At 65.3% G+C, this 26,704-nt stretch carries 22 protein-coding genes; 11 read left to right on the top strand and 11 right to left on the bottom strand.

Features of this window, described 5'->3' with window-relative positions; genetic code table 11:
• Positions 1 to 376: 376 nt before the first annotated feature.
• The 3 genes from NCT32_RS17060 to NCT32_RS17050 all read right to left on the bottom strand — a co-directional run bounded on the left by NCT32_RS17060 (position 377) and on the right by NCT32_RS17050 (position 2,236).
• Positions 377 to 1,213 carry a 3-keto-5-aminohexanoate cleavage protein gene (locus NCT32_RS17060; protein WP_061115858.1) on the bottom strand — a complete coding sequence of 279 codons (837 nt, stop codon included), beginning with the start codon at positions 1,211 to 1,213 and terminating at the stop codon, positions 377 to 379.
• Between the two features lie 183 nt (positions 1,214 to 1,396).
• Entirely contained in the window at positions 1,397 to 1,678 is a 282-nt protein-coding gene (locus tag NCT32_RS17055) for a DUF3303 domain-containing protein (protein ID WP_061115859.1), read from the bottom strand.
• A gap of 222 nt (positions 1,679 to 1,900) precedes the next feature.
• Positions 1,901 to 2,236, bottom strand: coding sequence for a hypothetical protein (locus NCT32_RS17050; protein WP_250477414.1), 336 nt, complete (start codon positions 2,234 to 2,236; stop codon positions 1,901 to 1,903).
• Positions 2,237 to 2,494: 258 nt separating this feature from the next.
• Here NCT32_RS17050 and NCT32_RS17045 point away from each other — a divergent pair, with 258 nt between their 5' ends.
• Genes NCT32_RS17045 through NCT32_RS17035 form a run of 3 tightly spaced genes read left to right on the top strand, consistent with a single transcriptional unit; the run spans position 2,495 to position 4,873 of the window.
• Positions 2,495 to 2,785 carry an EF-hand domain-containing protein gene (locus NCT32_RS17045; protein ID WP_061115861.1) on the top strand — a complete coding sequence of 97 codons (291 nt, stop codon included), beginning with the start codon at positions 2,495 to 2,497 and terminating at the stop codon, positions 2,783 to 2,785.
• Between the two features lie 13 nt (positions 2,786 to 2,798).
• Positions 2,799 to 3,512: a response regulator gene (locus NCT32_RS17040; RefSeq protein WP_061115862.1), complete on the top strand. Its 714-nt coding sequence runs from the start codon at positions 2,799 to 2,801 to the stop codon at positions 3,510 to 3,512.
• Positions 3,509 to 4,873, top strand: coding sequence for an ATP-binding protein (locus NCT32_RS17035; RefSeq protein WP_061115863.1), 1,365 nt, complete (start codon positions 3,509 to 3,511; stop codon positions 4,871 to 4,873). Before NCT32_RS17040 ends, NCT32_RS17035 begins: the two co-directional genes overlap by 4 nt.
• Before the next feature lie 2 nt (positions 4,874 to 4,875).
• Here the strand turns inward: NCT32_RS17035 and NCT32_RS17030 are convergent, their stop codons facing one another.
• Positions 4,876 to 6,267, bottom strand: coding sequence for a polyhydroxyalkanoate depolymerase (locus tag NCT32_RS17030; protein ID WP_061115864.1), 1,392 nt, complete (start codon positions 6,265 to 6,267; stop codon positions 4,876 to 4,878).
• 209 nt (positions 6,268 to 6,476) lie between these two features.
• Here NCT32_RS17030 and NCT32_RS17025 point away from each other — a divergent pair, with 209 nt between their 5' ends.
• Both NCT32_RS17025 and NCT32_RS17020 read left to right on the top strand, forming a co-directional pair.
• Positions 6,477 to 7,130 carry a glutathione S-transferase family protein gene (locus NCT32_RS17025; RefSeq protein WP_061116097.1) on the top strand — a complete coding sequence of 218 codons (654 nt, stop codon included), beginning with the start codon at positions 6,477 to 6,479 and terminating at the stop codon, positions 7,128 to 7,130.
• A gap of 77 nt (positions 7,131 to 7,207) precedes the next feature.
• On the top strand, positions 7,208 to 7,915 hold the full coding sequence (locus tag NCT32_RS17020; protein WP_061115865.1) for a Crp/Fnr family transcriptional regulator: 708 nt from the start codon (positions 7,208 to 7,210) through the stop codon (positions 7,913 to 7,915).
• A 24-nt stretch (positions 7,916 to 7,939) separates the two neighbouring features.
• On the opposite strand, the gene NCT32_RS17015 is transcribed toward NCT32_RS17020, so the two are convergent.
• Positions 7,940 to 8,929: a zinc-dependent alcohol dehydrogenase family protein gene (locus NCT32_RS17015; protein ID WP_250490452.1), complete on the bottom strand. Its 990-nt coding sequence runs from the start codon at positions 8,927 to 8,929 to the stop codon at positions 7,940 to 7,942.
• Positions 8,930 to 9,514: 585 nt separating this feature from the next.
• On the opposite strand from NCT32_RS17015, the gene NCT32_RS17010 reads away from it, so the two are divergent.
• Entirely contained in the window at positions 9,515 to 9,889 is a 375-nt protein-coding gene (locus tag NCT32_RS17010; RefSeq protein ID WP_061116098.1) for a DUF3564 family protein, read from the top strand.
• Positions 9,890 to 9,904: 15 nt separating this feature from the next.
• Here NCT32_RS17010 and NCT32_RS17005 read toward each other — a convergent pair whose 3' ends face one another.
• Positions 9,905 to 10,096: a DUF2964 family protein gene (locus NCT32_RS17005; RefSeq protein ID WP_061115867.1), complete on the bottom strand. Its 192-nt coding sequence runs from the start codon at positions 10,094 to 10,096 to the stop codon at positions 9,905 to 9,907.
• Positions 10,097 to 10,365: 269 nt separating this feature from the next.
• Between NCT32_RS17005 and NCT32_RS17000 the strand changes: the two genes are divergently transcribed.
• Together NCT32_RS17000 and NCT32_RS16995 are read left to right on the top strand one after the other, a co-directional pair.
• The gene (locus NCT32_RS17000) at positions 10,366 to 10,863 is read left to right on the top strand and encodes a phasin family protein (protein ID WP_250477413.1); all 498 of its coding nucleotides are present in this window, start codon (positions 10,366 to 10,368) and stop codon (positions 10,861 to 10,863) included.
• Between the two features lie 71 nt (positions 10,864 to 10,934).
• Positions 10,935 to 11,747: a class I SAM-dependent methyltransferase gene (locus NCT32_RS16995; protein WP_061116099.1), complete on the top strand. Its 813-nt coding sequence runs from the start codon at positions 10,935 to 10,937 to the stop codon at positions 11,745 to 11,747.
• A 7-nt stretch (positions 11,748 to 11,754) separates the two neighbouring features.
• Here the strand turns inward: NCT32_RS16995 and NCT32_RS16990 are convergent, their stop codons facing one another.
• Positions 11,755 to 13,899, bottom strand: coding sequence for a serine/threonine protein kinase (locus NCT32_RS16990; protein WP_250490451.1), 2,145 nt, complete (start codon positions 13,897 to 13,899; stop codon positions 11,755 to 11,757).
• 456 nt (positions 13,900 to 14,355) lie between these two features.
• Here NCT32_RS16990 and NCT32_RS16985 point away from each other — a divergent pair, with 456 nt between their 5' ends.
• Positions 14,356 to 14,577, top strand: a complete 222-nt coding sequence (locus tag NCT32_RS16985; protein ID WP_061115870.1) for a hypothetical protein — start codon at positions 14,356 to 14,358, stop codon at positions 14,575 to 14,577.
• Between the two features lie 36 nt (positions 14,578 to 14,613).
• Here NCT32_RS16985 and NCT32_RS16980 read toward each other — a convergent pair whose 3' ends face one another.
• Positions 14,614 to 18,993, bottom strand: coding sequence for a DEAD/DEAH box helicase (locus NCT32_RS16980; RefSeq protein WP_250490450.1), 4,380 nt, complete (start codon positions 18,991 to 18,993; stop codon positions 14,614 to 14,616).
• A gap of 171 nt (positions 18,994 to 19,164) precedes the next feature.
• Here NCT32_RS16980 and NCT32_RS16975 point away from each other — a divergent pair, with 171 nt between their 5' ends.
• Entirely contained in the window at positions 19,165 to 20,454 is a 1,290-nt protein-coding gene (locus NCT32_RS16975) for a hypothetical protein (RefSeq protein WP_061115872.1), read from the top strand.
• A gap of 226 nt (positions 20,455 to 20,680) precedes the next feature.
• Positions 20,681 to 23,080, top strand: coding sequence for a phosphoketolase (locus NCT32_RS16970; protein ID WP_061115873.1), 2,400 nt, complete (start codon positions 20,681 to 20,683; stop codon positions 23,078 to 23,080).
• Positions 23,081 to 23,157: 77 nt separating this feature from the next.
• Here the strand turns inward: NCT32_RS16970 and NCT32_RS16965 are convergent, their stop codons facing one another.
• The 3 genes from NCT32_RS16965 to NCT32_RS16955 are packed head-to-tail and all read right to left on the bottom strand — an operon-like array spanning position 23,158 to position 26,665.
• Positions 23,158 to 24,495 carry an MFS transporter gene (locus NCT32_RS16965; RefSeq protein ID WP_061115874.1) on the bottom strand — a complete coding sequence of 446 codons (1,338 nt, stop codon included), beginning with the start codon at positions 24,493 to 24,495 and terminating at the stop codon, positions 23,158 to 23,160.
• Positions 24,496 to 24,527: 32 nt separating this feature from the next.
• Positions 24,528 to 25,475 (bottom strand): hydroxymethylglutaryl-CoA lyase, encoded by a 948-nt coding sequence (locus tag NCT32_RS16960; protein ID WP_061115875.1) that lies wholly within the window; start codon positions 25,473 to 25,475, stop codon positions 24,528 to 24,530.
• Positions 25,472 to 26,665 carry a CaiB/BaiF CoA-transferase family protein gene (locus tag NCT32_RS16955; RefSeq protein WP_061115876.1) on the bottom strand — a complete coding sequence of 398 codons (1,194 nt, stop codon included), beginning with the start codon at positions 26,663 to 26,665 and terminating at the stop codon, positions 25,472 to 25,474. The genes NCT32_RS16960 and NCT32_RS16955 overlap by 4 nt, the downstream gene beginning before the upstream one ends.
• Positions 26,666 to 26,704 lie beyond the last annotated feature (39 nt).

The following is a 26,704-nucleotide window of genomic DNA, read 5'->3' as shown; positions in this document are numbered from 1 at the left end:
TGTCTCCGTCAAGCTGAACGCGCCCATCATGCGTCGAAATATTCAGCAGTGGGAAACGGTTGTGCCGAGTCGCTTACATATCAACGAATTTTATTTCGGTTGTACGTTCGGGTTTCGTGCTGCGCAGAAGGCTAAGCGGAGCCGACTTTGCTCGATCCGCACGTCGATGCGTCGGAGCCCTCGGGCGCGGGATCGCTGGCGGGGAAGCTGCGTCGGCCATCGATGAAAGCGCGGGCAGGACGCTGGTCGCGTCGTCGCCAATGGACATGCAGACGCGTACCCGCATCGGCGGCGTCACGATCCGCGCAGGTGAAAAGACAAACAAAAAGCGCGCCGTGGTTTCCCGACGGCGCGCCTCGACCCGCATGGACAACACTCAAATCGACAACAACTTCCGCGCCTCCTGCGCCGTCGCCACCGGCCTTCCATACTCCGCGCACAGCGACGCCACCCGACTCACCAATTGCGCATTGCTTTTCGCGAGCGTGTCCTTGTCCCAGCGCACGTTGTCTTCCAGCCCCGTGCGACAGTGCCCGCCCAACTGCAGCGTCCAGTGATTCACTTCGAGCTGATGACGCCCGATGCCCGCAGCGGTCCACGTCGCATCGGGCAAGTTCTTCTTCAACTGCTCGACTTCGAATTCGAGAATCTCGAGCCGCGCGGGCAAGGCGTTCTTCACGCCAAGCACGAACTGAACGTGCACGGGTGACTTCAACAAGCCCTGATTCACCAGATCGACGGTGTTATAGAGCATCGCCAGATCGAAAATCTCGATCTCGGGCTTCACATTGTGATCGAGCATCATCTGCGCGAGCGAGCGTACGAAGTCGGGCGGATTCTCGTAGACGATCGTCGGAAAATTGACCGAGCCCGTCGCCAGCGACGCCATGTCAGGCTTCAAGTCGAGCATCGCGCCGCGCTGCTCGAACGAGCGTCCGCGCCCGCCCGTCGAAAACTGGATGATGATGTCCGGGCAATGCTTGCGGATGCCCTCCTGCAAGTCCGCAAACCGATGCCGGTCCGAGCTGGAGCGTTCATCTTCATCGCGCACATGCAGATGCACGAGCGTCGCGCCCGCTTCATACGCCTCATGCGTACTCTCGATCTGTTCGGCGATCGTGATCGGCACGGCGGGATTGTCCTTCTTGCGGGGGACCGAGCCGGTAATGGCAACCGATATCACGCACGGTTCTTTCGTAGGGGATTGGGTCACGCTTCGCTCCTTGAAGGCGCCATTCTTGCGGCAACAATGCAGGATCGCGAACGGCGCTCAGATTTGAACTAACTAGTACGTTTGTGATAGTGACGCATTGTCCGTTCCGCTGCCAGCCAAACAAACCCTGACTCACCGGCCTGTGCATCGCTGTTCGTACGACGAATCGGCCGGCGTGTTCGTCTACTGTCGCTGCGCATATTCCAACAGCATTTTGCCGACCTGCTCGTCGGTGATCGCCGGTTTGATGTCGAACATGAACAGATCGGCCCACTCGTGCGCCCAGCACGCGAGCGGCTCGATGTCGTCGCATTCGCATACGGCGACGCCCCAGATGGAGCCGATCGCATGCCAGCGTCCAAGCAGCTTGATGCCCTCGGGCGGCGCGCCGCGGGTTTGAATGAATCGCTCGGCCGCCTGGCGTTCGACCTCGGGCTGCGCAGTCCAGTTGACGATGAATAGCATGGCTCGATCCTCCTGTTGGAACGCCATGAAACGGCGCGAAGCGCCGGGTCGCCGCCGCATCGGCCCATCGGGTCGACGCGGTTCATTCAGTATAGGAGGCAGGCGCGCATTGCATCGCCGCGTATCGCTGCATATCGGTTGCATATTGCAGTACGCATTGGGCGCGGCCGGGATGCACTATGCTCCTGCCACCGGATTACGCAAACGCGAGCGTGGCATCGGTCAATGCATCACGACGACGGGCGTCGCGAGCACCGGTTGCGCATACGTGATCCTGACGGACGGCGGGACCACATACGGCGACACCACGACGACCGGCCTCGGCGGAGGCGGAGGCACGGCGACCGCCACGGGCGCGACGACTACGGTGCGCGCGGGCACGTAGTAATAAGGCGGCCTCGGCGGCGGCGCGTAGTAGTACACCGGACGCGGCGGCGGCGCGTAGACGACGGCCGGCGCGACATAGGAAACCTGCACGCTCGTTCCAGCCGCTGCGGTTTTGGCGCAGGTCAGGCTGATGGCGGCAACGGCGGAGACGCTAAGCAAACGGATGTTCATGGTGAAGTCCTCATGCATCGTGGAACATGGAATTCGGCAGCGTGAACGAAACACGTCTGCCGGCGATGAGAACGATAGCGAAGCGTCGCGCCAAGCGTGAGCCGTAACTTATGTCGCCGCATGTCGGCAAAAGCGTGCGGATCCGCGCATGAAATCCGGCGACATGATTCGTAGCATCCGTGAGATTGCGTTCGCCGTGCGGCTCAATAGAATGGCATCACCGTCGACGTTCATTCGTATCCGGCCAGGGAGAAAGCCATGCGAAAAATTCTTGTCATGCTTGCGGCATGCGTGGCGTGCGCCGCGTTCGCGCAAACCGCGACCCAGCCGATGGGCGCGAGTCCGCGCGTGGAACACGCGCTCGGGCAGTTGCAGACCCGCTTCTCGAGCGCGAACACGACGCACGACGGCAAGCTCACGCGCGAGCAGGCGTCGGCCGGCATGCCGATGGTGGCCAGGCACTTCGATGAGATCGACACACAGAAGAACGGCTACGTGACGCTGCCGCAGATCGAAGCCTTCATGCGCGAGCACGCCACGCAACGCTGATCCGGGAGCATCCATGGAAACCCTGCCGAAGATCATCGTGCTCGACGACGAAGCCGAGTTGCGCAACATGCTGCAGCGTTTTCTGAGTACGCAGGGGTTCGAGGTCCGCGTCGTCGAGAACGGCAAGCGGCTCGACCGCTACCTTCAGCGCGAGCCTTACGACCTGCTCGTGCTCGACTGGATGATGGAGCCCGAAGACGGCCTCTCGGTCTGCAAGCGCCTGCGCGCCGAAGGCCAGACGCTGCCTATCCTGATGCTCACGGCCAAGGGCGATCCGGTCGACAAGGTGATCGGCCTCGAAACCGGCGCCGACGATTACCTCGCCAAACCCTTCCTGCCGCAAGAACTCGTCGCTCGCGTGCGCGCGCTGCTGCGCCGCCAGAAAATCGCCGCCGGCGATCCGACGCACACGCAGCAGGTCGTCCGCTTCGGCGAATTCCGCCTCGATCTCGCGAGGCAAAAGCTCTATCGCAACGGCGAGCCGTTCGATATCCATTCGGCGCAGATGCAGTTGCTCCATGCGCTCGGCTCGTCGCCGAACCGCGCGGTGAGCCGCGACAACCTCATCGCCCGCACGCGCGGCCGCGATCACGATGCGCTCGATCGCAGCATCGACGTGCAGGTGCTGCGGCTGCGTCAGATCGTCGAGGAAGACCCGGGCAAGCCGCGCTTCATCAAGACCGTCTGGGGCGTCGGCTACATGCTGCTCGCCGAAATCGAATCGTGAGCGCCGTGCGTCGCGTCCATTTCGTGCCGCGCTCGCTCTTCGCGCGCAACATCCTGTTGCTGGTCGCGCTCGTCGCCGTGAGCCAGGTATGCGCGATCGCGGTGCTGCTGCACTTCATCCAGACGCCGCGCATCGAGCGGGCGGCGGCGACGTTCGCAAGCTACATCGTCACGCTCGACACGCTTTTGCAAACAACGCCACCCGACGCCGCGCAAACAGTCGCCGCGCACCTCGACCTGCGCCGCGACTTGCCCGCCGGCGCGCACGAGACGGCGCCGGGATCGCGCTTGCGCTTCTATCAAACGTATCAGCGTCAGACGTTCATCGAGAGCCTGCGGCAGCACTTGCCCGCCGGCATGCTCGTGCGCTGGCAAGGCGGCGAAACGGCCGACGACGGCCAGCAACGCTTGTGGATCCGCGCGCATCTGTCGGGCGAGCCGCGCTGGCTTGCGTTGCCGGTGCCCGAAGCGGCACACGACGACGGCCTCGTGACCGCCCTCCTTCTGTCGCTTGGACTCGGCGCGCTCGCGTTCGCGACGGCCTATGTGATCCAGCGCCACCTGAACCGCCCGCTCGCGCATCTCGCCGATGCCGCGCGGCTCGTTTCCGCGGGCGGCGAGCCGGGCGTCCTGCCGACGGACGGCCCCACCGAAATCGCGCAAGTGAGCGGCGCGTTCAACCGCATGACGGCCGCGCTGAAGGAAGCCGAAGCGACGCGCGCGCTGATGCTCGCAGGCATCTCGCACGACATCCGCACGCCGATGACCAAGCTGCGCCTCGCCATGGCGATGTCCTCCGTGCCTGCGAAGGATGCGGCGTTCGCGGCATCGGCGGAGGGCTATCTCGACACCATCGACACGATTCTTCAGCAGTTCATGGATTACGCGGGCAGCGGCGCGAAGGAGACGCCCATCGTCGGTGATCTGAATGCGCTGATCGCCAGTCTCGCTGCCGATTTCGCGGGACTGGGACACGAGTTCGCGCTCGATCTCGGCCACATCGAACCGTTCCCGTTTCGCCCGATCAGCATGTTGCGCATGCTCATGAACCTGATGCAGAACGCGGTGCTGTACGGCGTGACCGGGCTGGAAGTGCGCACGTGGACCGACGCGCGGGCGAATGCCGCGTGCATCGTGATCGCGGATCGCGGCAAGGGACTCGGCGAACAGGATCCGGAAGCGCTCAAGCAACCGTTCAAACGCGGTGGCGGCGAAGGCCAGCCGAAAGGCACGGGCCTCGGTCTCGCGATCGTCGAGCGCATCGCGCGGCTGCATGGCGGCACGCTCGAGCTGCGCGCACGCGAAGGCGGCGGAGCGGAATCGCGCATCGTGCTGCCGCTTTCCGGCGCGGCGGCGAGCTGACGCTATTTCGTGGCGTGTGCGTCGTCGGGATCGGCGATTGCCTGCTTCGCGCCGCCCTCTTTCGCCGCTTGCGCCTGCTCCTCGACGACCGTCGATTCGCGCGCGAGCGGTGCGATCGCCTGCAACGGGACCATCGGCTGCGCGCGCGCGTTGACGCCGGCGGGACTCGGCTCGTTGTCGTGGATCAACGCGCGGATGCGCGGATAAATCTGCCGCTCCCAGCGCTTGCCGTTGAATACGCCGTAGTGCCCGACGCCCGTCTGCACGTGATGCGCCTTCAGGTACGGCCGCAGCTTGTCGCACAGATCCTGCGCGGCGAGCGTCTGGCCGACTGCGCAGATGTCGTCGCGCTCGCCCTCGACGGTGAAGAGCGCAGTGCGCCGGATCGCCGACGGATCGACCTTGCGGCCGCGCACTTCGAGTTGCTTCAACGGCAACGCGTGCCGCTGAAACACCGTATCGACGGTCTCCAGATAGAACTCCGCGGTGAGGTCCATCGTCGCGAAGTATTCCTCGTAGAAAACACGGATCACGTCGGCCTGAGCGGGATCGCCCTTCGCGCGCTGACGATGCATCTCCTCGAACGATTCGAGGTGGCGCGCGAGATTCATCGACATGAACGCGCCCAGTTGCATGAAGCCGGGATAGACGCGCCGCATCGCGCCCGCGAAGCCGAACGGCACCATCCCGATCAGGTTGCGCTCGAACCATTCGATCGGCTTGCTCTTCGCGAGCTCGTTTACGCGCGTGGGATTCACGCGGGTGTCGATCGGACCGGCCATCAGCGTCATGCTCGCCGGCTCAGCGGGATGCCGGTCCTCGGCCATCAGTGCGACCGCCGAGAGCGCCGCGACGGTCGGCTGACACACCGCGAGCAGATGCGCGCCCGGCCCGATCGTTTCGATGAAGTCGATGATGTGCTGCACGTACTCGTCGAAGCCGAAGCGGCCGTGCATCAGAGACACGTCGCGCGGATTGCGCCAGTCGGTGATATAGACGTCGTGGTCGGCGAGCATCGTGCGCACGGTGCCGCGCAGCAACGTCGCGAAGTGGCCCGACATCGGCGCGATGAGCAGCACGCGGGGCTGCGCAACGGCCACATCGGCCTTGCGGAAATGCAGCAGGTCGCAGAACGGCGTGCGCGCCGTCACCTCTTCCACGACGCGCATCGGCTGGCCTTCGACGTCCACTTCCGCAATACCGAACGCCGGCCGCGCGTGCGTGAGTCCGGCAAGCTCGATCAGTTCGCAGATCGCGTTAAGGCCGCGGCCTTGCGGCGTTGCGCCGATCTCCTTCCAGACCCGCAGCGCGCCGCCCGCGAGCGAGGCGGCGTGGCGTATCGGCAGCATCGAATCGGACCAGGCCTGATAGCCCGCGTAAGCAAAGGGATTCATCTCTCTTGCACGCGGGCCGCGCATGCGTCGAATTGGAGCAACGAAACAAGGCAATACGTATGCCAGTCGACCGTGGCGACGGCTCACCCGACCGAGCGACTGGCATACCCTTTGCACCGCTACCGTTCACGAGCGCGTTTTGCCGCCTTTCGGTGCCCGCACGCGCCGCGCTCGATCCGTCTTGGTGCACGACGCGCGAGGAGAACCTCATGGCGAACGCCACGCTTACCATCAGCAGCAAGAACTATTCGTCCTGGTCGCTGCGCGGCTGGCTGCTCACGAAGTTCAGCGGACTGCCGTTCGAGGAAGTCGTGATGCCCGCGGACGATCCCGGCGCGCGCGCCGAGCTGCTGCTGCTCTCGCCATCGATTCTCGTTCCGTGTCTCTTTCACGATGGCATCAAGGTCTGGGACACCCTCGCGATCGGCGAGTATCTGAACGAAGTGCGCCCCGGCGCCCGCCTGCTGCCGAAGGAACGTGCCGAGCGCGCGCATTGCCGGGCGATCTGCGGCGAGATGCATTCGGGCTTCGCCGCATTGCGCTCCGCCTTGCCGATGAACCTCAAGGCGCACTTTCCCGGCTTCAAGGTGTGGGCGCGCGCGCAGACCGACATCGAGCGCATCGTGACCATCTGGCACGAGTGTCTCGCGCAATACGGCGGTCCGTATCTTTTCGGCGAACGCACGTGCGCGGATGCGATGTTCGCGCCGGTCGTCACGCGCTTCGTCACCTACGACGTAAAGCTCGACGCCGATATCGTCGCGTACGGCGAGCGCATTCTCGCCATGCCGGAAATGCGCCAGTGGATCGCCGATGCGCAGCAGGAAGCCGAAGAGATCGACGAACTGGACGTCGAATTCTGAACGTCGCGCCGCAGACGCACCGGGTTTTCCTTTCCTTCATCCGTGAACCATACTGAGTCTGTAGGAGGAAACCCGTCATGGAACCGTCGATCCACCCAGACGCCTCGGTCAGGCGCGCCGCGCCGACGCTGCACGTCCGCTTCTCGGACACCGACGCCATTCCGTTTCCGACCCGTACCGTCGAGCGCGGCGACGCGCTTTATTGCACGGGCGAGCCGCTGCGCAGCCTCTATACGGTGCAAGGCGGCTGCTTCAAGGCCGTCGCGACGTATCCCAGCGTCAGCGACGACAGCGCTCCGCACACGCAGGTCACGGGTTTTCACTTCGCGAATGAAACGCTCGGCCTCGACGGGGTGTGCACGGGGCGGCACGAAAGCGACGCCATCGCGCTCGAGCCAAGCGTCGTGCGGATCATGCCGGTCGGCATACTCGAACCCCTGTGCCGCGAGTACGCGGCCATGCAGCACGAGCTGCTCGCGATCATGAGCGCGGAAATCGTGCGCGCGTCGCGTCTCGCGCTGATGCTCGGCACGATGCCCGCGCGCGAGCGCGTCGCCGCGTTCCTGCTCGATTTCTCCGAGCGCCTCGACGCGTGCACTGCTCCAGCCCGCGAACATGCGAACGAACTGATCCTGCCGATGACGCGTTCGGACATCGGCAGCTATCTCGGACTCGAACTGGAAACCGTGAGCCGCATGCTGTCGAAGCTGCAACGCGAGGGCGCGATCGGTCTCAACGGGCGGCAAGTGCGCATCGTCGATCGCACGATGCTCGAACACCACTGACGAACGTTCGTCGATTTTCCCGGACTACGCGCGGACCGTCAGCACCGCCGCGCCCGTGAGCCTGCCTTCGCGAAGATCGGCGAGCGCGCGGTTGGCTTCGCCGAGCGGATAAGGTGTCGTGTGCAGATCCAGATGAAACTGCCCGGCGATGTCCATGAACGCGCGCCCGTCCTCGCGCGTGAGATTCGCCACCGACATGACGCGGCGCTCGCCCCAGAGCAGGTCGTACGGAAATGCAGGAATGTCGCTCATGTGGATGCCGCCGCACACCACGGCGCCACCCTTCGCGACCGCCTTGAGCGCCGCCGGCACGAGCGCGCCGGCCGGCGCGAAGATGAGCGCGGCGTCGAGTTCGTCGGGCGGCGTTTCGTCGCTGCCGCCCGCCCAATGCGCCTTCAGAGTGAGCGCGAGCCGTTGCGCGGCGGTATCGCCGGGACGCGTGAACGCATAGACCGAGCGACCCTCATGGTTCGCCACCTGCGCGACGATATGCGCGGCCGCGCCGAAGCCATAGATGCCGATGCGCTGCGCATCGCCCGCCATCGCGAGCGTGCGATAGCCGATGAGTCCCGCGCACAAGAGCGGCGCCGCTTCGACATCCGAATATCGCTGCGGCAGATGCAGGCAGTAACGTGCATCTGCGACGACGCGGTCCGCATAACCGCCGTCGATCGTATAGCCCGTGAAGCCGTGTGTATCGCATAAATTCTCGCGGCCCGCTGTGCAGTAGCGGCAATGTCCGCACGTGTGACCCAGCCACGGCACGCCCACGCGATCGCCGGGCGCGAAGCCCGTCACGCCGTCGCCGAGTCGCGCGACCGTCCCGACGATCTCGTGCCCCGGAATCACCGGCCGCTTCGGATGCGCGAGCTCGCCGTCGATGACATGCAGATCCGTTCGACACACGCCGCACGCATGGACGTCGATGAGCAGTTCGCCTGCATGCGGCGTGGGATCCGGCAGGTCGAGCATCTGTAAAACGGGGGCATTGCCGTCGAAAACCATTGCGCGCATGGATACGTCTCCTGAGTTCGTTGCTACTGCATGCATGCCGTTCGATATTGCAGCGCAGCGCTTTTGTTTTAGCGCGCATCGGCGCAGCGCGTGTGTCGGCGTCGCCGTGGGGCGCGCGAGGCCGACGTGGTGCACATGTGCACGACCAACGAGCGTCGTTCTAGCCCCCAATCGCCCGATGATGCGCCGCATTCATCGAGTTGGACTCAGGCCCACATGCGTCGATATGCCTCCGATGCTTGTCTCCAAAGCGTCAGATTGTCGTACTAAACTCAACCCATGCAGTGCCGATGTGAAAGTGCGCGGCGAACATGTTTCGGCATCGGTCTTGCTTTATCGGTTCGACTGTCTTTGCTGTTGCGGCACAGCAAGTTTCAGAGCGCCTCGGCGATGGAACCCATTACATGCGCCGCGCTTAAAACTTATCCGCCGCGCGCAGTTCGAACCTTGATCGCGGTCTCCGCAGACCGCGCTGTAACGCCTCAACAATACGCGCGGTGCAAGCCGCCATTCAACCGACGGCGCTCATGGCCAGCGCGAAAGCGCTGAGCGTCTCGTCCATCGAATCGTTTCATGGAGGATGACATGCGTATCACGGTCAAGCTGGATGGCTTCGAAGGCGCTCAATCGGCGGCTTTCGCCATCCTGTGGCTCGACAAGGAAACCCGCCGCTGGTCGCGCGAGGGTCACCAGGCGGTGGAAGTGCCGGACTGGGGCGGCCTGCGTTCGGGAAAGAACGGCACGATGATTTGCGGCCAGAAAGTCGGCGACCCGATCTGCGTGCTGGAGCGCCTCGACGTCGACGCACCGGATGGTCCGAGCGAAGGTCTCGCGGGGCGCGTGCTGTGGTATGCGGACGGCGCGGCGACGAAGAGCACCGGACGCTGGCACGTGCAGTGCATCGACCGCGAACAGATCAAGGCGGAGCACGGCGTTTTCGCCGGCGAAGAGGGAGGCTGATCTGAACGCGCAATCTCAGGGCTCGTCGCCCGGCAACGGCGTAAGCATCACGACGAACGACGCAGCCCCGATGAGAATTGCGAGCACGCCGTAGTACATCACGGCCGTCTCGTCGAAGAGCAGGCCGCGCAGCGCCGCATCGATGCCGCCCAGCGTCACGAACACGGCGCCCAAGGCCGCGACAATGCGCCCTTCACCCCTGATCATGATGTTCTCCCGGCCGTCGGGCGGCGCCGGCCCGACTCACCGCATCGCGCTCGTGTCGATGTCGCGCCGCCATGATTCATGGTCGTTTGCGCGGCTCGGCATGGCTTGACCTGTATCAACCTCGCCAGTACTCCGCTGCGCCGCCTCGTCACGCGCGCCGGGCTGCGCAAGAAAACGCCCGTTCTGGTGTTTTCCCTTGCCCGTTTCCAACGCTTATATTGGTAGTATCAGGTGCCGGCTGCAGGTTGGCATGATTTCGCGGACGGCGCATGCTGCTCGGGCCATCCTCGCCTTTGCCCGCAAGAATGGCTCGCATTCGACCGACAGAATCCTGGGGAGGCACGATGAATCAAAATTTCAGCGACCCGTTCAGCCAGTTTGCCGCCATGTTCCAGCAGTACCAGCTTCCAGGGTTCGATGTCACCGCGATCATGGAATCGCGGCGCAAGGACGTCGAAGCGCTCGCGGCGACCAACCGCGTCGCGTTCGGCGGCATGGAAGCGCTGCGCGACAAACAGGTCGAAATACTGCGCCGGACTTTGAGCGATCTGGAAACCATCGCAAAACAACTCGCCAACACGTCGACTCAACCTCCGTTCAATGCCAATGAAGTCGTGCAACGCGCGCTGCACAACGCACTCGCCGACATGCAGGACATCGCGCGCACCACTCAGCAGACCCAGGCGGAAGCCTATGCGCTCGTGAGCAAGCGAATGGAAGACGCCCTGAGGGAACTGAAAGCTTCAATCGAGAAGCCCAAGACCTAGCCTCGCGCGTCCTTGACGAGGCCCGGCCTCCGGCAATGGCAAGCCGCGTGCGCGGCGAGCGGAGGTGCGTCATGCAATTCGATGAATTCGCGGCGTTCGAGAAGAACGGCTGGGAGCATGTTGTCCCCTCGTACGAGGATTACTTTGGAAGGCTGACCGTTCAGTCGCATCCCGCGCTGCTCGATGCGCTCGCAGTCGGTCCGGGTACGCGCATGCTCGATGTCGCCGCGGGCCCCGGCTATCTCGCCGCGGCGGCGATCGAGCGCGGCGCGACCGCGGCGGCCGTCGATTTCTCCGCGTCGATGATCGCGCATGCGCGCCAGCTTCATCCCGAGATCGAATTTCAGATCGCCGACGCGGCCCATCTCCCGTTCGACGACGAAAGCGTCGATGCCGTCGGGATCAGCTTCGGCATGCTGCATTTTCCCGAGCCCGAACGCGCACTCGGCGAAGCGGCGCGCGTGCTGCGCGCGGGCGGCCGCGTCGCGTTCACGGCGTGGGCGCTGCCTGAGCGTGCGGTCGGCTTCGGCATGGTGCTCGACGCGATCCAGCTTCACGGCAAGCCCGATGTCGGCATGCCGCCCGCGCCGCCTTTCTTCCGTTTCAGCGATCCCGGCGAATGCGTGCGCGTGCTGACCGAAGCGGGCTTTGTCGATGCGCGCGCCGTCGAAGTCGAGCAGACCTGGCATCTCGTGCTGCCCGAAACGCCGCTCGACGGATTGATGCACGGCGGCGTGCGCATGGCGGCGCTGCTGCGCGCGCAGTCGAGGAGCGCGCTCGCCGCGATCGAGCAGGAAGTGAAAACGCGCGTGAAGGCCTACACGGCGCACGGCGAGCTGCTCATCCCGATGCCTTGCGTGCTGGCCTCCGCGATCAAGCCCTGAGCCGCTGTTATTTCCTGGCCTGCGTCGTGATCTGGAAAATATCGACGGCCACGCGGTCGCGGCCGTACTTGCCCGCGAGCGCGGAGAGGCGCTTTTCTACGGCGCGCAGATATTCGGGCTTCGCCTCGCTGTCGGGGCGCGCCGAGTCGAAGAGCGGCGCGGGCGCGACCGTCAGCACGATCATCTCCGAGCCGAACGGCTTGCCGACGACCCAGTCGCCCATCGTGCCGATGGTCGCCGTGTAGTTCGCCGGCGCCTGGTTGTCGCGCGAGCGCGAATTGGGCACCAGATGCACGACGCTGCCATCAAGCATGTAGTAGTCGACGCTGACGTAGGACTCGAACGCGGGCGTCATCAGATCGACGATCAGCGGATCGCCTTCGGTGAGGCGCGTCGCGCGCGAACGCGTATGCACCGACGCCGGCCTGCCCGACTGCCGGTTGGCCGTCCAGAACGGGCCGAACACCTTGAGCAGGTCGCATTTGTCGTCGGCGACCTGCTGCACGCCGAAGTTCGTGGTCTTCACGCCTGGCACGCGGCCGAGCGCCTCTTTCAGGCGCGCGAGACCGAACTTCTGCGACACGAAGCCCTGCACGTCGACGGTCTGATCGTGCACCGACGCGACGAGCGCCGAACACGGCACGCTCGCGAGCACAGGCGTGACGGCCGCCATCGTGAGCTGGGGAACGGGCGTCGGCGGCACGGCGGGCGTGACCGCCACGCTGGAAGCCGGCGCCGCGGTCTCGGGCGCGTGCGGCGTCACCGCGCCCGTGGCGCTGCCCTCGGACGACCGTGACGGCGCTTCGCGCGCGGCTTCCTCGCCTGCGCCCGACTGCTCGTAGAAGTAGTAGCCCGCCCCCGCGATCAACGCCGCCACGACCGCCGCCGCGCCGATCGCGAGCTTCGGCGCGCCGCCCTTCTTCGCCTTGCGGCCCGTGGTCGGGCCGGCGTGCTCCTCGGCGATCTCTTCGAGGAATTGCACGACGCTCGGCGTGCGCGCCTCGCGCTCGAACGCGAGCGCGGCCTTCAGCGCCTTCCACTGCCTGTTGCCGAGATGCTCGGGGCGCTGCGGCTTCATGCCCGCGCTCTTCGCCTGCAGCGCGGGCACGCGGTCGAACGGGTGTTTGCCCGTCAGCAGTTCATAGGTGATGCAGCCGAGCGCATAGATATCGTCACGCGGATCAGGTTCGCGATGCTCCATCATTTCCGGGCTCGCGTACGCGGGCGTCATCGCGCCGAGGCTGCCGGGATCGAACACGGTCGCCTCGGTCTCTTCCTCGGGCCGTTGAATGACGCGCGAAATGCCGAAGTCGATCACCTTCACTTCCGACGTGTCCGTCAGAAACACGTTGGGCGGCTTGAAATCGCAATGAACGAATCCGCGCTCGTGCGCGTAGGCGAGCGCGTTGCCCATGCCCTTGAAGATCGGGAAGACCTCGGAGAACGGCATGCCCTTGAAATTCGGGTTCCGAAGCAATCGGGACAGCGGCTGGCCGGAGAGATATTCCATCGTCAGATAGACGATCTGGCCGTCGCGATCGAAGTCGTATACGGTGACGATGTTCCGGTGCGCGAGCTGTTGGGCCTTGCGCGCTTCACGCTGCAGCGCGATCAGCGATTTCGGATTGCCGCGGAACTGGAGATTGAGCACCTTGATCGCGACATACGGCCGCCGGTCCGACGCTTCCAGCTTGCGCAGGTCGAGCGCCTTGTAGACGGTGCCCATCCCGCCGATGCCGAGACATTCTTCGAGCACGAAGCGGCTGTTGAGCGTGTCGCCGACGCCTTTCATCTGCTGATCGTGATCGGCGATCACCTGCGTCGCCTGGCTGCCGGTGCCGCTGCTCGGATCGCGCGACGGCGGCGGCGCAAAGCCCGGTGATGTTTGCAGACGCGTCTCGTCGCGGCTCGCGGGGCCCGTGGGGGAATCGGCTTCCGGGTGCATGCGCGCCGCGTGCTCGATGCGGCGGCGGATAGCCGCATAAATGTCGGGCGGCAAGGGTCGCGCCGCGTGCTCCTCGTCGAGGATCTCCATGAGCCGCTTTGCCGGAGTCTGCTCGGTCGCCAATGCGCCGTCCACTCCCGCAAAGAACTCGTCGCGCGACCCGCCGTCGCCCCGATAAGTACGAATCGCTTGCGCAAAACTTGTCATCTGTGCGTCGCGATGCGGCTCCGAATCGATCGAACTTACTTGTCGTAACAAAACCCCGGTGCTCGTTCGATACTAGCCTTCGCCTGACGCTTTCGCAAATGGCGTTTGCGATCATGCGCGGCGTCGCGCACATGTCGTTCGGAGACCGACATATCGGCGGCGAGTGTCGGCGCGGCGCAGGCAGATCCCGCGCTTAATCAGCCTCCCCAATGCCGGCGGCGTCGAATAAAACGTCGGCAAATCATGGTCTTACGCGATTTTTGGCGTTACATCGCGCTTTGGCACGGCTTTCGCATTCGCTAGAGGCGAACGTCTTTGCGGCAGAAGGCTCGCGCCTTTCGCCGCCATTGGCGTTTGCCGTCCGATGTATGGCGCGCCGGATCGTGGAGTCGGTCCGGTGCGGCAAGCCGGATTGTCTATACTCGACTACGACTCCCCACTCTGGAGGAAACATCCATGGCCGTCCTCAAAATCAGGGATCTCGCCGACAGCGTCGAACTCGACAGGCAGGCGATGCACACGATCGTCGGCGGTGCGCGCGATGGCGTGCGGGCGTCGTTTCGCTTCCGGCCGGCGTCGAACGTGAATCGTGTCGTCGACTATCCGGGCGTGCCGGTGAAGGACGTGCCGGCCGTGCAGACCGGGCCGTTCACGACCAGAATCGTCGCGAAGAAGTGACGTCGCCTTCAGCGAGGGACCGCCTCCCTCGCTGCGTCAATGGCGCACCGGCAAGCCGGTGCCCGTCATCCCGCTACCGAACGACGTACCGAGCGAGCGCGCCGAGCGTTTGACGAGCGCGAGCCGCACGCGCTCGCGCCCTTCTCCTTCGACATCGCCGAAATAACGTGTCTTGCCGGCGACGACCGCGCCGACCGGCAGGCCGTCGAGATACAGCACGCGATTGCCCGCGAGCGCCGGCACTTTCTCGCCCGGCAGCAAGGTGCCGACGAGATTGAGCGGATCGACCGCCGAGAGCGCGACGAACGCGCCGTCCTTCGGCCGTTTGCGCATGTCGCGCAAAAGGGGCACCGCGTCGGGCAGCGCGAACTGCTCGCCCGCGAGCCCGGCGACGAAACGCCCGCCGCGGATCTCGCCGCGCGCCTCCAGCCGGTGATAGACGCGCAGCAAATCGCGCCACGGCGGCAGCCATTCGGCCTCGCGCTCCAGCAGCCGCCAGAACACGACGCCATATCGGCGCAAGAGCGTCAGCGCGACGTGCTCGAGATCGCCTTCCTCGCGCGTATCGTCCTGCTTTGCGCGGCGCAGCAGTGCCCAGCGCCCGGCATCGTCCATTCCGCCGATAAAGAGCCCGCCGCGCCTCGGACGACGCGCGAACGCGTTGCGCTTCGCCGCTGGCGCGAGGAGCGCGCGCAGGCCCGCGAAGCTGTCGGCATTGACGAGTCCGAGCGCGACGAGTTCGCCGAGCGCGTCTTCGAGTTCGGTGCGCAGGAGCCGCACGTCGCCGAGAAGCTCGTCGAAGAACATCGCGCCGTGGGCTTTCAGCGCATCGAAGACGCGTTCGGCCCGCGACGAAAGCTGCGGCGCTTCGTCCGGGCGCATGAGCGCATTCCACGCGCCGAGGTGACGGCGCGGCAGCAGCACGATCGGCGTGCCGCGCACCGGGCCGCCCGACGCGCGCGAACGTCCCGCCGGGCGCGTCCACACGAGCTTGCCGGCTCGGCAGAGATCGTCGAGCCAGATTCCCGAATAATCGGCAATGCGCGCCGGCAGGATTTCGTCCTCCCATGCGACGGCGGGCGCCTCGAATCCTTCGAGCTGTTCCAGCACGGCACCCAGCGCGTCGCGGCCCTCGCCTTGCGCCTCGGGCGCGACGCGCTGCCATTCGAGCAGAAAGCGCATGAAATCCTGCCGCTCGACGGGCTCGATCTCGCGGCGCAGCCGCCGCACCGTATAGCGATGAATCCGCGCGAGCAGATGCCGCTCGCACCATTCGTCGGCCTGAGCGCCCGGCGTGAAGCGTCCGCGCATCACGTAGCCCTGCGCTTCGAGCCGCGTCAACGCCAGCGCGATCGCCGAAGCGGGCAGCGCGAGCGGTCGCGCGATCTCGGGCACCGTCAGCGGTCCGAAGCCCGACAAGCGCGCGCGCACGATCTCGACGAGCGCATCGTCGGACGCCCAGGCGTCGTCGAAGCCGGGCGGCGGGTGCAGCGCGGGGTGCATCGGCGCGTGCCCGTAGACGGCGCGCACGCACGCGAGACGCTCGACGGGCGTCCACAACGCGTCGTGCTCCGCGACTCTCAGGCGCGTCGCGCGGCCGGAGCGCGCCAGCGATTCGAGCCATGCGGGCCATTGGGGACTGCGCTGCGCTTCGGTTTCGGCGATGCAGGCGAGCGTCGTCAGCGCCTCGTGCATTTCATCGGCGCTCGTGACCTCTGGCCACGCCTCGTCGCGCACGCTCGCGATCGCTTCGGGATCGAGCGCGCCGAGATCGTCCGCCGAGCGCGGATCGGTCCAGCGGCGCGCGAGCACGGCCTGCGTGCGGCGTTCCTCGATCGGCGCATCGTCGAGGAACGCGTAGGGACGCGCCGACAGAATTTCGGCCGCGAGCGGCGACGGCGCGGGCAACTCGCGGGTGACGAGCCGCACATCGCCCGTTTCGATGCGTCGCAAAAGCGCGAGCCACGCGTCGCTGTCCATCGCGTCGTGCAGGCAATCGTCGATGGTCTGCTCGACGAGCGGATGCGCAGGCACGTCGCGCTCGCCCGCGATGTTCTCCGCGCACGCAACCTGGTCCGGAAACACCGCCGCCAGCAGGTCCTCGCTTTTCATGCGCTGCAATTGCGGCGCGACCTTGCGCCCGCCGCTGTAGCGCGGCAGCGCGAGCGCGTTGGTCGCGTTCCAGCGCCAGCGCACGCCGAAAAGCGGCGCGTCGAGCAGCGCCTGGATCAGGACGTGTTCCGCCGTCGCTGATTTCAGATAGCGCCAGACGTCGTCGAGCGCGAAGCTGTGGCTGCCCGTCAGCGACAGCACGATCGCATCCTCGGTGGCCGCCGCCTGCAATTCGAAGTTGAACGTGCGGCAAAAGCGCTTGCGCAGCGCGAGACCCCACGCGCGATTCACACGGCTGCCGAACGGCGCGTGAATCACGAGCTGCGTGCCGCCGGATTCGTCGAAGAAGCGCTCCATGACGAGCGTGTCCTGCGTCGGCAGCACCGAGAGCGCGGCACGCGAGCGCGCCAGATAATCGACGATCTGCCGCGCCGGTTCGATGCCGATGCCCGTCGCGTCCGCCAGCCACGCGACGGTTTCGTCGACGCTGCCTTGCGCGAGCCGCACGTCGATCTCGCCGCGCAGCCTCGATATCGCGTGAGACAGCTCGTCGCTGCGGCCCGGCGCTTCGCCGAGCCAGAACGGAATGTTCGGCGGCTGGCCATTGGCGTTCTCCACGCGTACGCGCCCGCCTTCCACGCGCACGATCCGGTACGACGTATTACCGAGCTGAAAGATATCGCCCGCGAGACTCTCGACGGCGAAATCCTCGTTCACCGTGCCGATCTGCAGGCCCTGCGGCTCGAGGATCACGGCGAAATCGGCGTTGTCGGGAATGGCGCCGCCCGAGGTCACCGCAGTCATCTTGCCGCCGCGCCTGCCGCGCAACGTGCGCGAGACGGCATCGCGATGCACGTAGGCCCCGCGCACGCCCTGCCGGCCGGTATAGCCTTCGGCGAGCGTGCGCAGCACGGCCTCGTAATGCGCGCGGTCGAGCGTCGCGTACGGATACGCCCGCGTGATGCGCTCGAAGAGTTCGTCTTCCCCCCACTCCCGGCACGCGACTTCGGCGGTGATCTGCTGGGCGAGCACGTCGAGCGGCGCGCGCGGAATCGTCAGCGCGTCGAGCTCGCCGCGACGCACGCAGTCGAGCAGCGCTGCGCATTCGATCAGATCGTCGCGCGAAGTCGGAAAAAGCCGTCCTTTAGGCACGCCGCCGACGTGATGCCCCGAACGCCCGACGCGCTGCAGGAACGCGCCGATCGACCCCGGCGAACCGAGCTGGCAGACGAGATCGACCTCGCCGATATCGATGCCCAGTTCCAGCGACGCCGTAGCGATGAGCACGCGCAGCTCGCCGCGCTTCAACCGCTGTTCCGCGTCCAGCCGATGTTCCCGCGCGAGGCTGCCGTGATGCGCCGCGACCGCTTCCTTGCCTAGACGCTCGGTCAGATGCCGCGCCGCGCGCTCCGCCATGCGGCGCGTGTTGACGAAAACGAGCGTCGTGCGATGCTGCCCGGCGAGCTCCGCGAGCCGGTCGTAGACGCGCTCCCACATGTCGTTGGACATGATCGCCTGGAGCGGCATCGGCGGGATGTCGAGCGCGAGATCGCGCGCGCGGACGTGGCCCACGTCGACGATTTCGCAGGCGCCGCCCTCGCTACCCTCGCCGGCGAGAAACTTCGCGACGAGCTCGATCGGCTTTTGCGTGGCCGACAGGCCGACGCGCACCGGGCGCTGGCCGCCCGCGTCCTCGCACAGCGCGTCGAGCCGCGCGAGCGAAAGGCTCAGGTGCGAACCCCGCTTGCTGCCCGCGACCGCGTGGATTTCATCGACGATCACGGTGCGCGTGGTCGAGAGCATCGCGCGGCCCGAATCGGACGAAAGCAGCACGTAAAGCGATTCGGGCGTCGTCACGAGGATATGCGGCGGGCGCTTTTTCACCGCGTTGCGCTCCTGCTGCGTCGTGTCGCCGGTGCGCACGGCCGCGCGAATCTCGGGCGCGCCCACGCCGGATTCACGCAGCGTCTGTGCGATCCCCGCGAGCGGTTCCTCCAGATTCACATGAATGTCGTTCGACAGCGCCTTGAGCGGCGACACGTACACGACGCGCGTCTCGTCCGGCAGTGTCCCGCCGAGCGCGATGCCGTCGCGCACGAGTTCGTCGATGGCGGCGAGAAAGGCGGTGAGCGTCTTGCCCGAGCCCGTCGGCGCGGCGACGAGCGTCGAGCGGCGGGCGTGCACGAGCGGCCACGCGCGCGCCTGCGCCGCGGTCGGGGCGGGAAAGCGCGAACGGAACCAGCCGGCGACGGCGGGATGGAAGCCCTGCAAGGCGTCGGTCGCGGAAGCGGATTTTCGGGTCATCGGGACATTCTATGAGTGCTTGAGAAATGGCGTATTGCGTGCGGTTTTCGGAACGTTCCCATCCGAGCCGATCGTTCTTCCGGCGATGCTAGACGGTTCGCTCATTCGAGCGGCTTCGGCGCGTCGCCCCGGCGTGCGTCCTCGCGTAATTTCCATTCGTTCACAGCTTCCATGATCGTCATCAGCCTTCTGTTCGACCGCGCGCGCGCCGCGCTCGTCAATCATCGCCACTATGCGCGCGAGCACGGCTACCGCCACGTCGAGCTCGACCTGTCCGAACTGTCCGGCAGCAACAACGCCGTGCGCTGGCTCTACAAGTACGAAACGCTCCTGCGCCATCTGCAACAGGCCCAGCCCAACGAAATCGTGCTGCTGCTGAGCGAGAACGCCGCCCTTCTGCGCTCGACGCCCCTGACCGACCTCATGGCGGGCCGTGACTGGCTGCTCGTTTGCAGCGATTCGGATCTGCCGCAGACGGACATCCTCATGTTCCGCAACACGCCGACGGTCCGCGAGAAGGTCGCGGATCTCGTCGGACGTTGCCGTTACGGGGTCGTGCTGCCGGAGCGCGAGGCCGGGTTGCTGCACAACTTCACCGCGTGTCCGGTTCAGCACCGCATCGGCGATGTCTTCGTGGTCGTTCCGGCTGCGTCGAACCTCCAAAGCGTCTGGGCCAACTGGCCGGCGTTCTCCGTCAGCATCCAGGACGACAAACAGCATCGGCGGTTTCGCACGGCGCTCCTCGAACACATCAACGAATGCCGCGCGCGGGGCCTGCCCTATCTGACGCTCACCGACACCGGCGTGCGCGAAACTTCGGCGCACAGCGTTTTCCAGCCGAACCGCCCGATTGCGATCGTCACGCTCTATACGCCGAACGTCGCGGGCTACGGGCGGATCGCGGAGGCGAACTTCAGGCGTTACTGCGAGCGTCAGGGATACACGCTCTACGTCCATCGCGATATTCCCGCGCAGCTGAACGACGGCAAGACCTCCGGCAACTGGTTCAAGGCCGCGCTGCTGCGCGAGTACCTGCCGAACCATCAATGGGTGTTCTGGCTCGACGCCGACGTGCTCATCAACGACATGAACCAGCGGCTCGAACCCTTTACGCACGGGCGCCAAACGGTGCTTGCGAGAGATATGGGCACGTGGCGCTTCAATTCCGGCATCATGGGCTTTCAGCGCAATCAGCAAAACTACGACGCCTTTGCACGCGTGATAGATGAGTGTGCAAGGCTGGAAGACAAGTCACATGTCTACGCGAGCCAGGGCGATCAGCATCAGTTCATTCGCGCATTCGAGGAGCTGCCGGACGTGCACGTGTCGTCTTTCATCGACATCAACACGCCGTGGATCTATCGGCGCCCGGACAGCTTCATGGTCCACTATTTCGGCATGTGGGAAGACAACCGGGCACTTATGATGGACCACGACCTCCGCCATCGGGCGATGGAGTGACGCACCCGCCTGTCAGAACGCCCAAGCCGCCTTATGATGTTTCAGGGCGGCGCCCGATTCGCCCGATGCGCCCGATGCGCCCGATTCGCGCGCCGTGCCCGTCCTTGCCAACATAACGCCACACACGTTTCCGATCATTGAACAGCGCGCGGGATCCGATCTTGCGCGAACGCGAACGCGCACGCACGACGCTCGACCAATCCTCCCACTTCTCAAGGAGACGCAATTGAACGACGACGTCACCCGCACGACCGCTCTCGCCACGCCCCTCGACCCCGACCTCCTCGCACGAATCGACGCCTACTGGAGAGCCTGCAATTATCTGTCGGTCGGCATGATCTACCTGCGCGCGAATCCGCTGCTGCGCGAGCCCCTGAAGCCCGAGCACATCAAGCGCCGGCTGCTCGGTCATTGGGGCTCGGACCCCGGCCAGTCGTTCGTGTGGGTGCATCTGAACAGGCTGATCAGGCGCGACGACCTGAATGTGCTGTTCGTCTCCGGCCCCGGCCACGGCGCGCCCGCGACGCTCGCCAATTCCTGGCTCGAAGGCCATTACTCGGAAATCTATCCCGACCGCAGCGCCGACGAGCGCGGCATGCTCAGGCTGTTTCGCGCGTTTTCGTCGCCGGGCGGCATCGGCTCGCATTGCACGCCGGAAACGCCGGGATCGATACACGAAGGCGGCGAGCTCGGCTACAGCCTCTCGCATGCGTTCGGCGCGGCGTTCGACAATCCGGATCTGATCGTCGCGACGGTCGTCGGTGACGGCGAAGCGGAAACCGGCCCGCTCGCCACGTCCTGGCATTCGAACAAGTTCCTCAATCCGGCGACGGACGGCGCCGTGCTGCCGATCCTCCATCTGAACGGCTACAAGATCGCCAATCCGACGATCCTCGCGCGCATTCCGCACGACGAACTGGAAGATCTCTTCAAAGGCTATGGCTACGCGCCGCATTTCGTCGAAGGCGACGAGCCTCGGACGATGCACCAGCGCATGGCCGCGACGATCGAACGCTGCATCGCCGATATCCGCGCGATACAGGCCAACGCGCGCGCCAATCCGCAAGACGTGACGCGCCCGCGCTGGCCGATGATCGTCCTGCGCACACCGAAAGGCTGGACCGGGCCGAAGGAAGTGGATGGTCATAAGGTCGAGAATTTCTGGCGCGCGCATCAGGTGCCGATCGCCGATCCGGCCAGCAATCACCGCAATCTCGCGCTGCTCGAGAACTGGCTGCGCAGCTACGGGCCGCAAGAACTGTTCGATGAAGACGGCCGCCTGATCGAGACGCTACGCGCGCTCGCGCCCGAAGGCGCGCGGCGCATCAGCGCCAATCCGCACGCGAACGGCGGCGTGCTGCGCCAATCGCTCGACTTGCCCGATATCCGCGATTACGCGTTCGAGTTCAAGCGCGCGGCGAGTGTCTATCAGTCGCCGACCGCCGTGCTCGCCACCTTCCTGCGCGACGTCATCCGTCGCAACATGACGAGCTTCCGTCTTTTCGGCCCGGACGAAACCGCAAGCAACAAGCTCGATGGCGTGTACGAAGCATCGGGCAAGCGCTGGCTCGCACAGACGCTGCCCGAGGACGCAGATGGCGGCGCGCTCTCCATCGATGGCCGCGTCATGGAAATGCTCTCCGAGCACACGCTCGAAGGCTGGTTCGAAGGCTACGTGCTGACCGGCCGCCACGGTCTCTTCGCAACCTATGAAGCGTTCGTGCACGTGATCGACTCGATGTTCAACCAGCACGCCAAGTGGCTCGAAAAGGCGAAGAACGAGCTTCGCTGGCGCGCGCCGGTGCCGTCGATCAATCTGCTCATCACGTCGCTCGTGTGGCGCCAGGATCACAACGGCTTCACGCATCAGGACCCGGGCTTCCTCGATGTCGTCACGAACAAGAGCCCGGGCGTCGTGCGCATCTATCTGCCGCCCGATGCAAACTGCCTGCTGAGCGTCGCGGATCACTGCCTGCGCTCGCACGATTATGTGAACGTGATCGTCGCGGACAAGCAGCCGCACTTGCAGTATCTGAGCATGCGCGAGGCCATCGTGCATTGCGCGAAGGGCATCGGCATCTGGGACTGGGCGTCGACGGATCAGGGCGCGGAGCCGGATGTCGTGATCGCGTGCGCGGGCGATATCGCGACGATGGAAGCGCTCGCGGCCGTCGAGATCCTGAAGGCCAACTGCGCGGACCTGAAAATCCGCTTCGTCAATGTCGTCGATCTCTTCAGGCTGTTGCCGGATACGGACCATCCGCATGGCCTGTCGCACCGCGATTTCGATTCGATCTTCACGCGCGACAAACCGGTGATCTTCAATTTCCACTCGTACCCCACGCTCGTGCACAAGCTCACGTATAACCGCACGAATCACGAGAACATGCACGTGCATGGCTATCGCGAGCGGGGCAACATCAACACGCCGTTCGAGCTCGCGATCATCAACGGCGTGGATCGCTTCACGCTTGCGATCGACGTGATCGACCGCGTGCCGCGCATCGCCGGCAGCAGCGCGCACACGAAGGAATGGCTCAAGAATCAGATCATCGAGAGCGTGCGGTACGCGCACGAAGAAGGCATCGACCGCGACGAGATTCGTGAGTGGACGTGGAAGGGTTGAGGCGGGACAGATGAGAAAACGCCCGGCGGATGAACGAGGTTCCGCCGGGCGTTCTGACCTTCGCGACAGGTGCCGCGTCAGCCCGTGTGCTCCGAATGATCGCGCTGCCTGAGCGACTGCGGCAATCCGAACAGCAGCAACAGCGCGCACACCACGCTCATCGCGCCGATCGCGTACAGCGCGGGCGTCGTGCTGCCCATCGTGTCGCGGATGCGGCCGACCATCACCGGGCTCACGATGCCGCCCAGTTGCCCCAGCGTGTTGATCAGCGCAATGCCGCCCGCCGCACCCGCGCCGGTCAGGAGCTTCGGCGGCAGCGCCCAGAACGCCGGGATCGACGCGATCACGCCCGCGCCCATCACGCCGAGCGCGGCGATGAGAAGCGTCGTCTGCTTGTCGAAGATGCCCGCCGCGAAGAAGCCCGCCGCGGCCATCACGAGCAGTATCGCGACGAACTTGCGGCGCTCGCCCGAGCGATCCGACATGCGGCCGACCACGACCATGCAGATCGCGCCGCAGATGTACGGCACCGCCGTCAGGAGACCGATGATCGTCGGATTCTGCGTGCCCGCCGCGCGAATCAGGTGCGGCGCCCAGAAGTTCAGGCCATACGACGCGATCTGGATCAGGAAGTAGATCAGGCCGAGCATCAGGAAGCCAGGCGTCTTGATCGCGCCGAACAGCGAATGGCCGGTGTCGGTATGCTGGCTCTGCGTCGAAATCTGACTCTTCAGACAGGTCTTTTCCGCGCTCGTGAGCCACGCGGCGTCATCGATGCGGTCCTTCAGCACCTTCAGCACCAGCACGCCGAGCAGCACGCACGGCAGGCCGCCGAGCAGGAACAGCCAGTGCCACCCCGCGATGCCGAACACGCCGTTCATATGACCGAGCACGAGACCCGAAAGCGGCGCGCCGACCAGACCCGAAAACGCCGACGCGAGAAACAGCAGCGACGTGATGCGCCCGCGATAGCTCGCCGGAAACCACAACGTCAGGTAATACAGCACGCCCGGCGCGAAGCCTGCCTCCATCGCGCCGATGATGAAGCGCAGTCCGTAGAACTGCCACTCCGTCTGCACGAAAACCATGAGGGCGGTTGCGATGCCCCAGGAAATCATGATGCGCGCGATCCAGCGCCGCGCGCCGACCTTGTAGAGCAACATGTTGCTCGGCACTTCGAACAGCACATAACCGATCACGAAAAGACTCGCGCCAAGGCCGTAAGCCGTATCGGAAAAGCCGAGCGAGCTTTGCAGCTGAAACTTCGCGAAGCTGATGTTGATGCGGTCGAAGAACGCGAAGAGATAACACAGCATGATGAGCGGCATCAGCCGCCACGCCACCTTGCGGATGATGTCCGCGGTATTTTCGATTGCCTGCGGCTTGTTTGCCGCGCCTACGCTCAGATCGCTCATGGTTGTCTCCAATATTGTTCTGGTCTTGTGATTCAGATGGCCCGCACGTAATCGGGCACCGGATGCAGATCGCAATTTCGTCCCGCCTTCGCGACTTGTCCCGGCACGTCATGTCCGACGAGCGCGGGCAGCGTGCGCGACAGCGCGATCAGCTTCTGCAGATCGACGCCCGTCGGAATGCCCATCTCCTCGCACATGTTCACGAGGTCTTCGGTGCAGATGTTTCCCGACGCGCCCGGTGCGAAGGGACACCCGCCGAGGCCGCCGAGCGCGGCGTCGAAGCGGCGCGCGCCTGCTTCATAGGCGGCGAGGACATTGGCGAGGCCGAGCCCGCGCGTGTTGTGAAAGTGCAGCGTCAGGTGCGTGGCGGGCATGTCGTCGAGCACGCGCGCAACGAGCCGCGCGACCTGGCGCGGATTGGCCATGCCGGTCGTATCGGCGAGCGTGATGCCGTCGATGCCCATCTCCCGATAAGCCCGCGCGATCGACACGACGCGGTCCTCGTCGATGCGCCCTTCGAACGGGCAGCCGAACGCAGTAGCCACCGTGGCGTTCAGCGAAACCGTGGAACCCGCACGCTGGACGAGCCGCACGACATCGCCGAAGCCGGCCAGCGACGCCTCGCAACTCATGCGCATGTTCGCGCGGTTATGCGTCTGACTCGCGGACATCACGAGATTGAGTTCATCGGCGTGAGCGGCGAGCGCACGTTCCGCGCCCTTCACGTTCGGCACGAGCGCGACATAGATCACGCCCTTTTCGCGCCGGATCCCGTTGAATACCGCGTCGCCGTCGCGCAGCGCGGGAATCGCCTTGGGTGACACGAACGAGCCCGCCTCGATACGCGTGAAGCCGCACGCCGAGAGACCATCGATCAATGCGACCTTGTCTTCCGTCTCGAGCCATTGCTTCTCGATCTGCAAGCCGTCGCGCGGCGCGACTTCCTGGACGATCAGCGGTTCTTTGTATGCATGATTCATTGCACCGCTCCTTCGGCGCGCAGCCGCTGCACTTCAGCGTCGTTGAAGCCGAGCGATTCCATTACCGATTGCGTATGCTCGCCTAGCGCCGGACCTTGCCAGCGCACTTCGCCCGGCGTGTCGGAGAGCTTCGGTACGATGCCCGGCATCTTCACCGATGCGCCGCCCGGCAAATCCGCCTGCAGGATCATGTCGCGCGCCTGGTAATGCGCGTCACCGACGATGTCCGCGACCGAATAGATGCGGCCCGAGGGCACCTCCTCGCGTTCGAGCGTCGCGAGCACGTCGTCCATCGAGTGATGCGAGGTCCAGGCGGTGATCGCTTCGTCGAGCATCGCGCTCTGCTTCACACGGCCGTCGTTGTGAGCGAGCGCGGGATCGTCGGCGAGATCGGCGCGGCCGATGACGTGCATCAGACGCCGGTAGATCGGATCGCTGTTGCCCGCGATCACGACGAAGCCGCCATCCTCCGTGCGATACGTGTTCGACGGCGCAATGCCCGGCAGTGCCCCGCCGCTGCGCTCGCGCACATGGCCGAGCAGATCGTATTCGGGCACGAGGCTTTCCATCAGGTTGAACACGCTTTCGACGAGCGAGACATCGACCACTTGTCCGTCGCCCTGACCGGTCTTCACGCGCAGCAACGACATCAGCGCGCCGATGACGCCGTGCAGCGACGCCAGCGAATCGCCGAGGCTCACACCGACGCGCGCAGGCAGGCCTTCGGCGTCGCCCGTCGTGTAGCGGATGCCGCCCATCGCCTCGCCGATCGCGCCGAAGCCCGGCCGGTCGCGATACGGGCCCGTCTGGCCGTAGCCGGAGATGCGGACCATCGTGAGCTTCGGATTGATCGCGTGCAGCACGTCCCATCCGAGGCCGAGCTTTTCGAGCGCGCCGGGCCGCATGTTTTCGATGACGATGTCCGCATCCGCAGCCAGCCGCTTGATGACGTCCGCGCCCTCGGGCGATTTCAGATTCACGCACACCGATTTCTTGTTGCGCGATTGCAGATACCACCAGAGCGACGTGCCCTCGTGAAGTTTTCGCCATTTGCGAAGGGGATCGCCGCTCTTCGGCGCTTCGATCTTGATGACTTCCGCGCCGAACTCGGCCAGCATGCGCGCCGCGAAGGGCGCCGCGATCAGCGTGCCGATTTCGATGACGCGAATGCCCTGAAGGGGTCCGCTCATGCTGCTCGTCTCCTGAGTTGTACTGTGGAGACAAGCTTA

The organism is Caballeronia sp. INML2, from assembly GCF_023631365.1.
GTDB classification, from domain to species: domain Bacteria; phylum Pseudomonadota; class Gammaproteobacteria; order Burkholderiales; family Burkholderiaceae; genus Caballeronia; species Caballeronia turbans.
Note: the sequence above shows the minus strand (reverse complement) of the source record. Positions and strands in the feature narration are given on the sequence as shown.

Bases quoted from the DNA above. Each gene is read 5' to 3' on its own strand.
- NCT32_RS17055 (WP_061115859.1), bottom strand. From the start codon at position 1,678: ATGCTATTCATCGTCAACTGGACTGCGCAGCCCGAGGTCGAACGCCAG.
- NCT32_RS17050 (WP_250477414.1), bottom strand. From the start codon at position 2,236: ATGAACATCCGTTTGCTTAGCGTCTCCGCCGTTGCCGCCATCAGCCTG.
- NCT32_RS17045 (WP_061115861.1), top strand. From the start codon at position 2,495: ATGCGAAAAATTCTTGTCATGCTTGCGGCATGCGTGGCGTGCGCCGCG.
- NCT32_RS17040 (WP_061115862.1), top strand. From the start codon at position 2,799: ATGGAAACCCTGCCGAAGATCATCGTGCTCGACGACGAAGCCGAGTTG.
- NCT32_RS17030 (WP_061115864.1), bottom strand. From the start codon at position 6,267: ATGAATCCCTTTGCTTACGCGGGCTATCAGGCCTGGTCCGATTCGATG.
- NCT32_RS17025 (WP_061116097.1), top strand. From the start codon at position 6,477: ATGGCGAACGCCACGCTTACCATCAGCAGCAAGAACTATTCGTCCTGG.
- NCT32_RS17020 (WP_061115865.1), top strand. From the start codon at position 7,208: ATGGAACCGTCGATCCACCCAGACGCCTCGGTCAGGCGCGCCGCGCCG.
- NCT32_RS17015 (WP_250490452.1), bottom strand. From the start codon at position 8,929: ATGCGCGCAATGGTTTTCGACGGCAATGCCCCCGTTTTACAGATGCTC.
- NCT32_RS17010 (WP_061116098.1), top strand. From the start codon at position 9,515: ATGCGTATCACGGTCAAGCTGGATGGCTTCGAAGGCGCTCAATCGGCG.
- NCT32_RS17005 (WP_061115867.1), bottom strand. From the start codon at position 10,096: ATGATCAGGGGTGAAGGGCGCATTGTCGCGGCCTTGGGCGCCGTGTTC.
- NCT32_RS17000 (WP_250477413.1), top strand. From the start codon at position 10,366: ATGCTGCTCGGGCCATCCTCGCCTTTGCCCGCAAGAATGGCTCGCATT.
- NCT32_RS16995 (WP_061116099.1), top strand. From the start codon at position 10,935: ATGCAATTCGATGAATTCGCGGCGTTCGAGAAGAACGGCTGGGAGCAT.
- NCT32_RS16990 (WP_250490451.1), bottom strand. From the start codon at position 13,899: ATGACAAGTTTTGCGCAAGCGATTCGTACTTATCGGGGCGACGGCGGG.
- NCT32_RS16985 (WP_061115870.1), top strand. From the start codon at position 14,356: ATGGCCGTCCTCAAAATCAGGGATCTCGCCGACAGCGTCGAACTCGAC.
- NCT32_RS16980 (WP_250490450.1), bottom strand. From the start codon at position 18,993: ATGACCCGAAAATCCGCTTCCGCGACCGACGCCTTGCAGGGCTTCCAT.
- NCT32_RS16975 (WP_061115872.1), top strand. From the start codon at position 19,165: ATGATCGTCATCAGCCTTCTGTTCGACCGCGCGCGCGCCGCGCTCGTC.
- NCT32_RS16965 (WP_061115874.1), bottom strand. From the start codon at position 24,495: ATGAGCGATCTGAGCGTAGGCGCGGCAAACAAGCCGCAGGCAATCGAA.
- NCT32_RS16960 (WP_061115875.1), bottom strand. From the start codon at position 25,475: ATGAATCATGCATACAAAGAACCGCTGATCGTCCAGGAAGTCGCGCCG.
- NCT32_RS16955 (WP_061115876.1), bottom strand. From the start codon at position 26,665: ATGAGCGGACCCCTTCAGGGCATTCGCGTCATCGAAATCGGCACGCTG.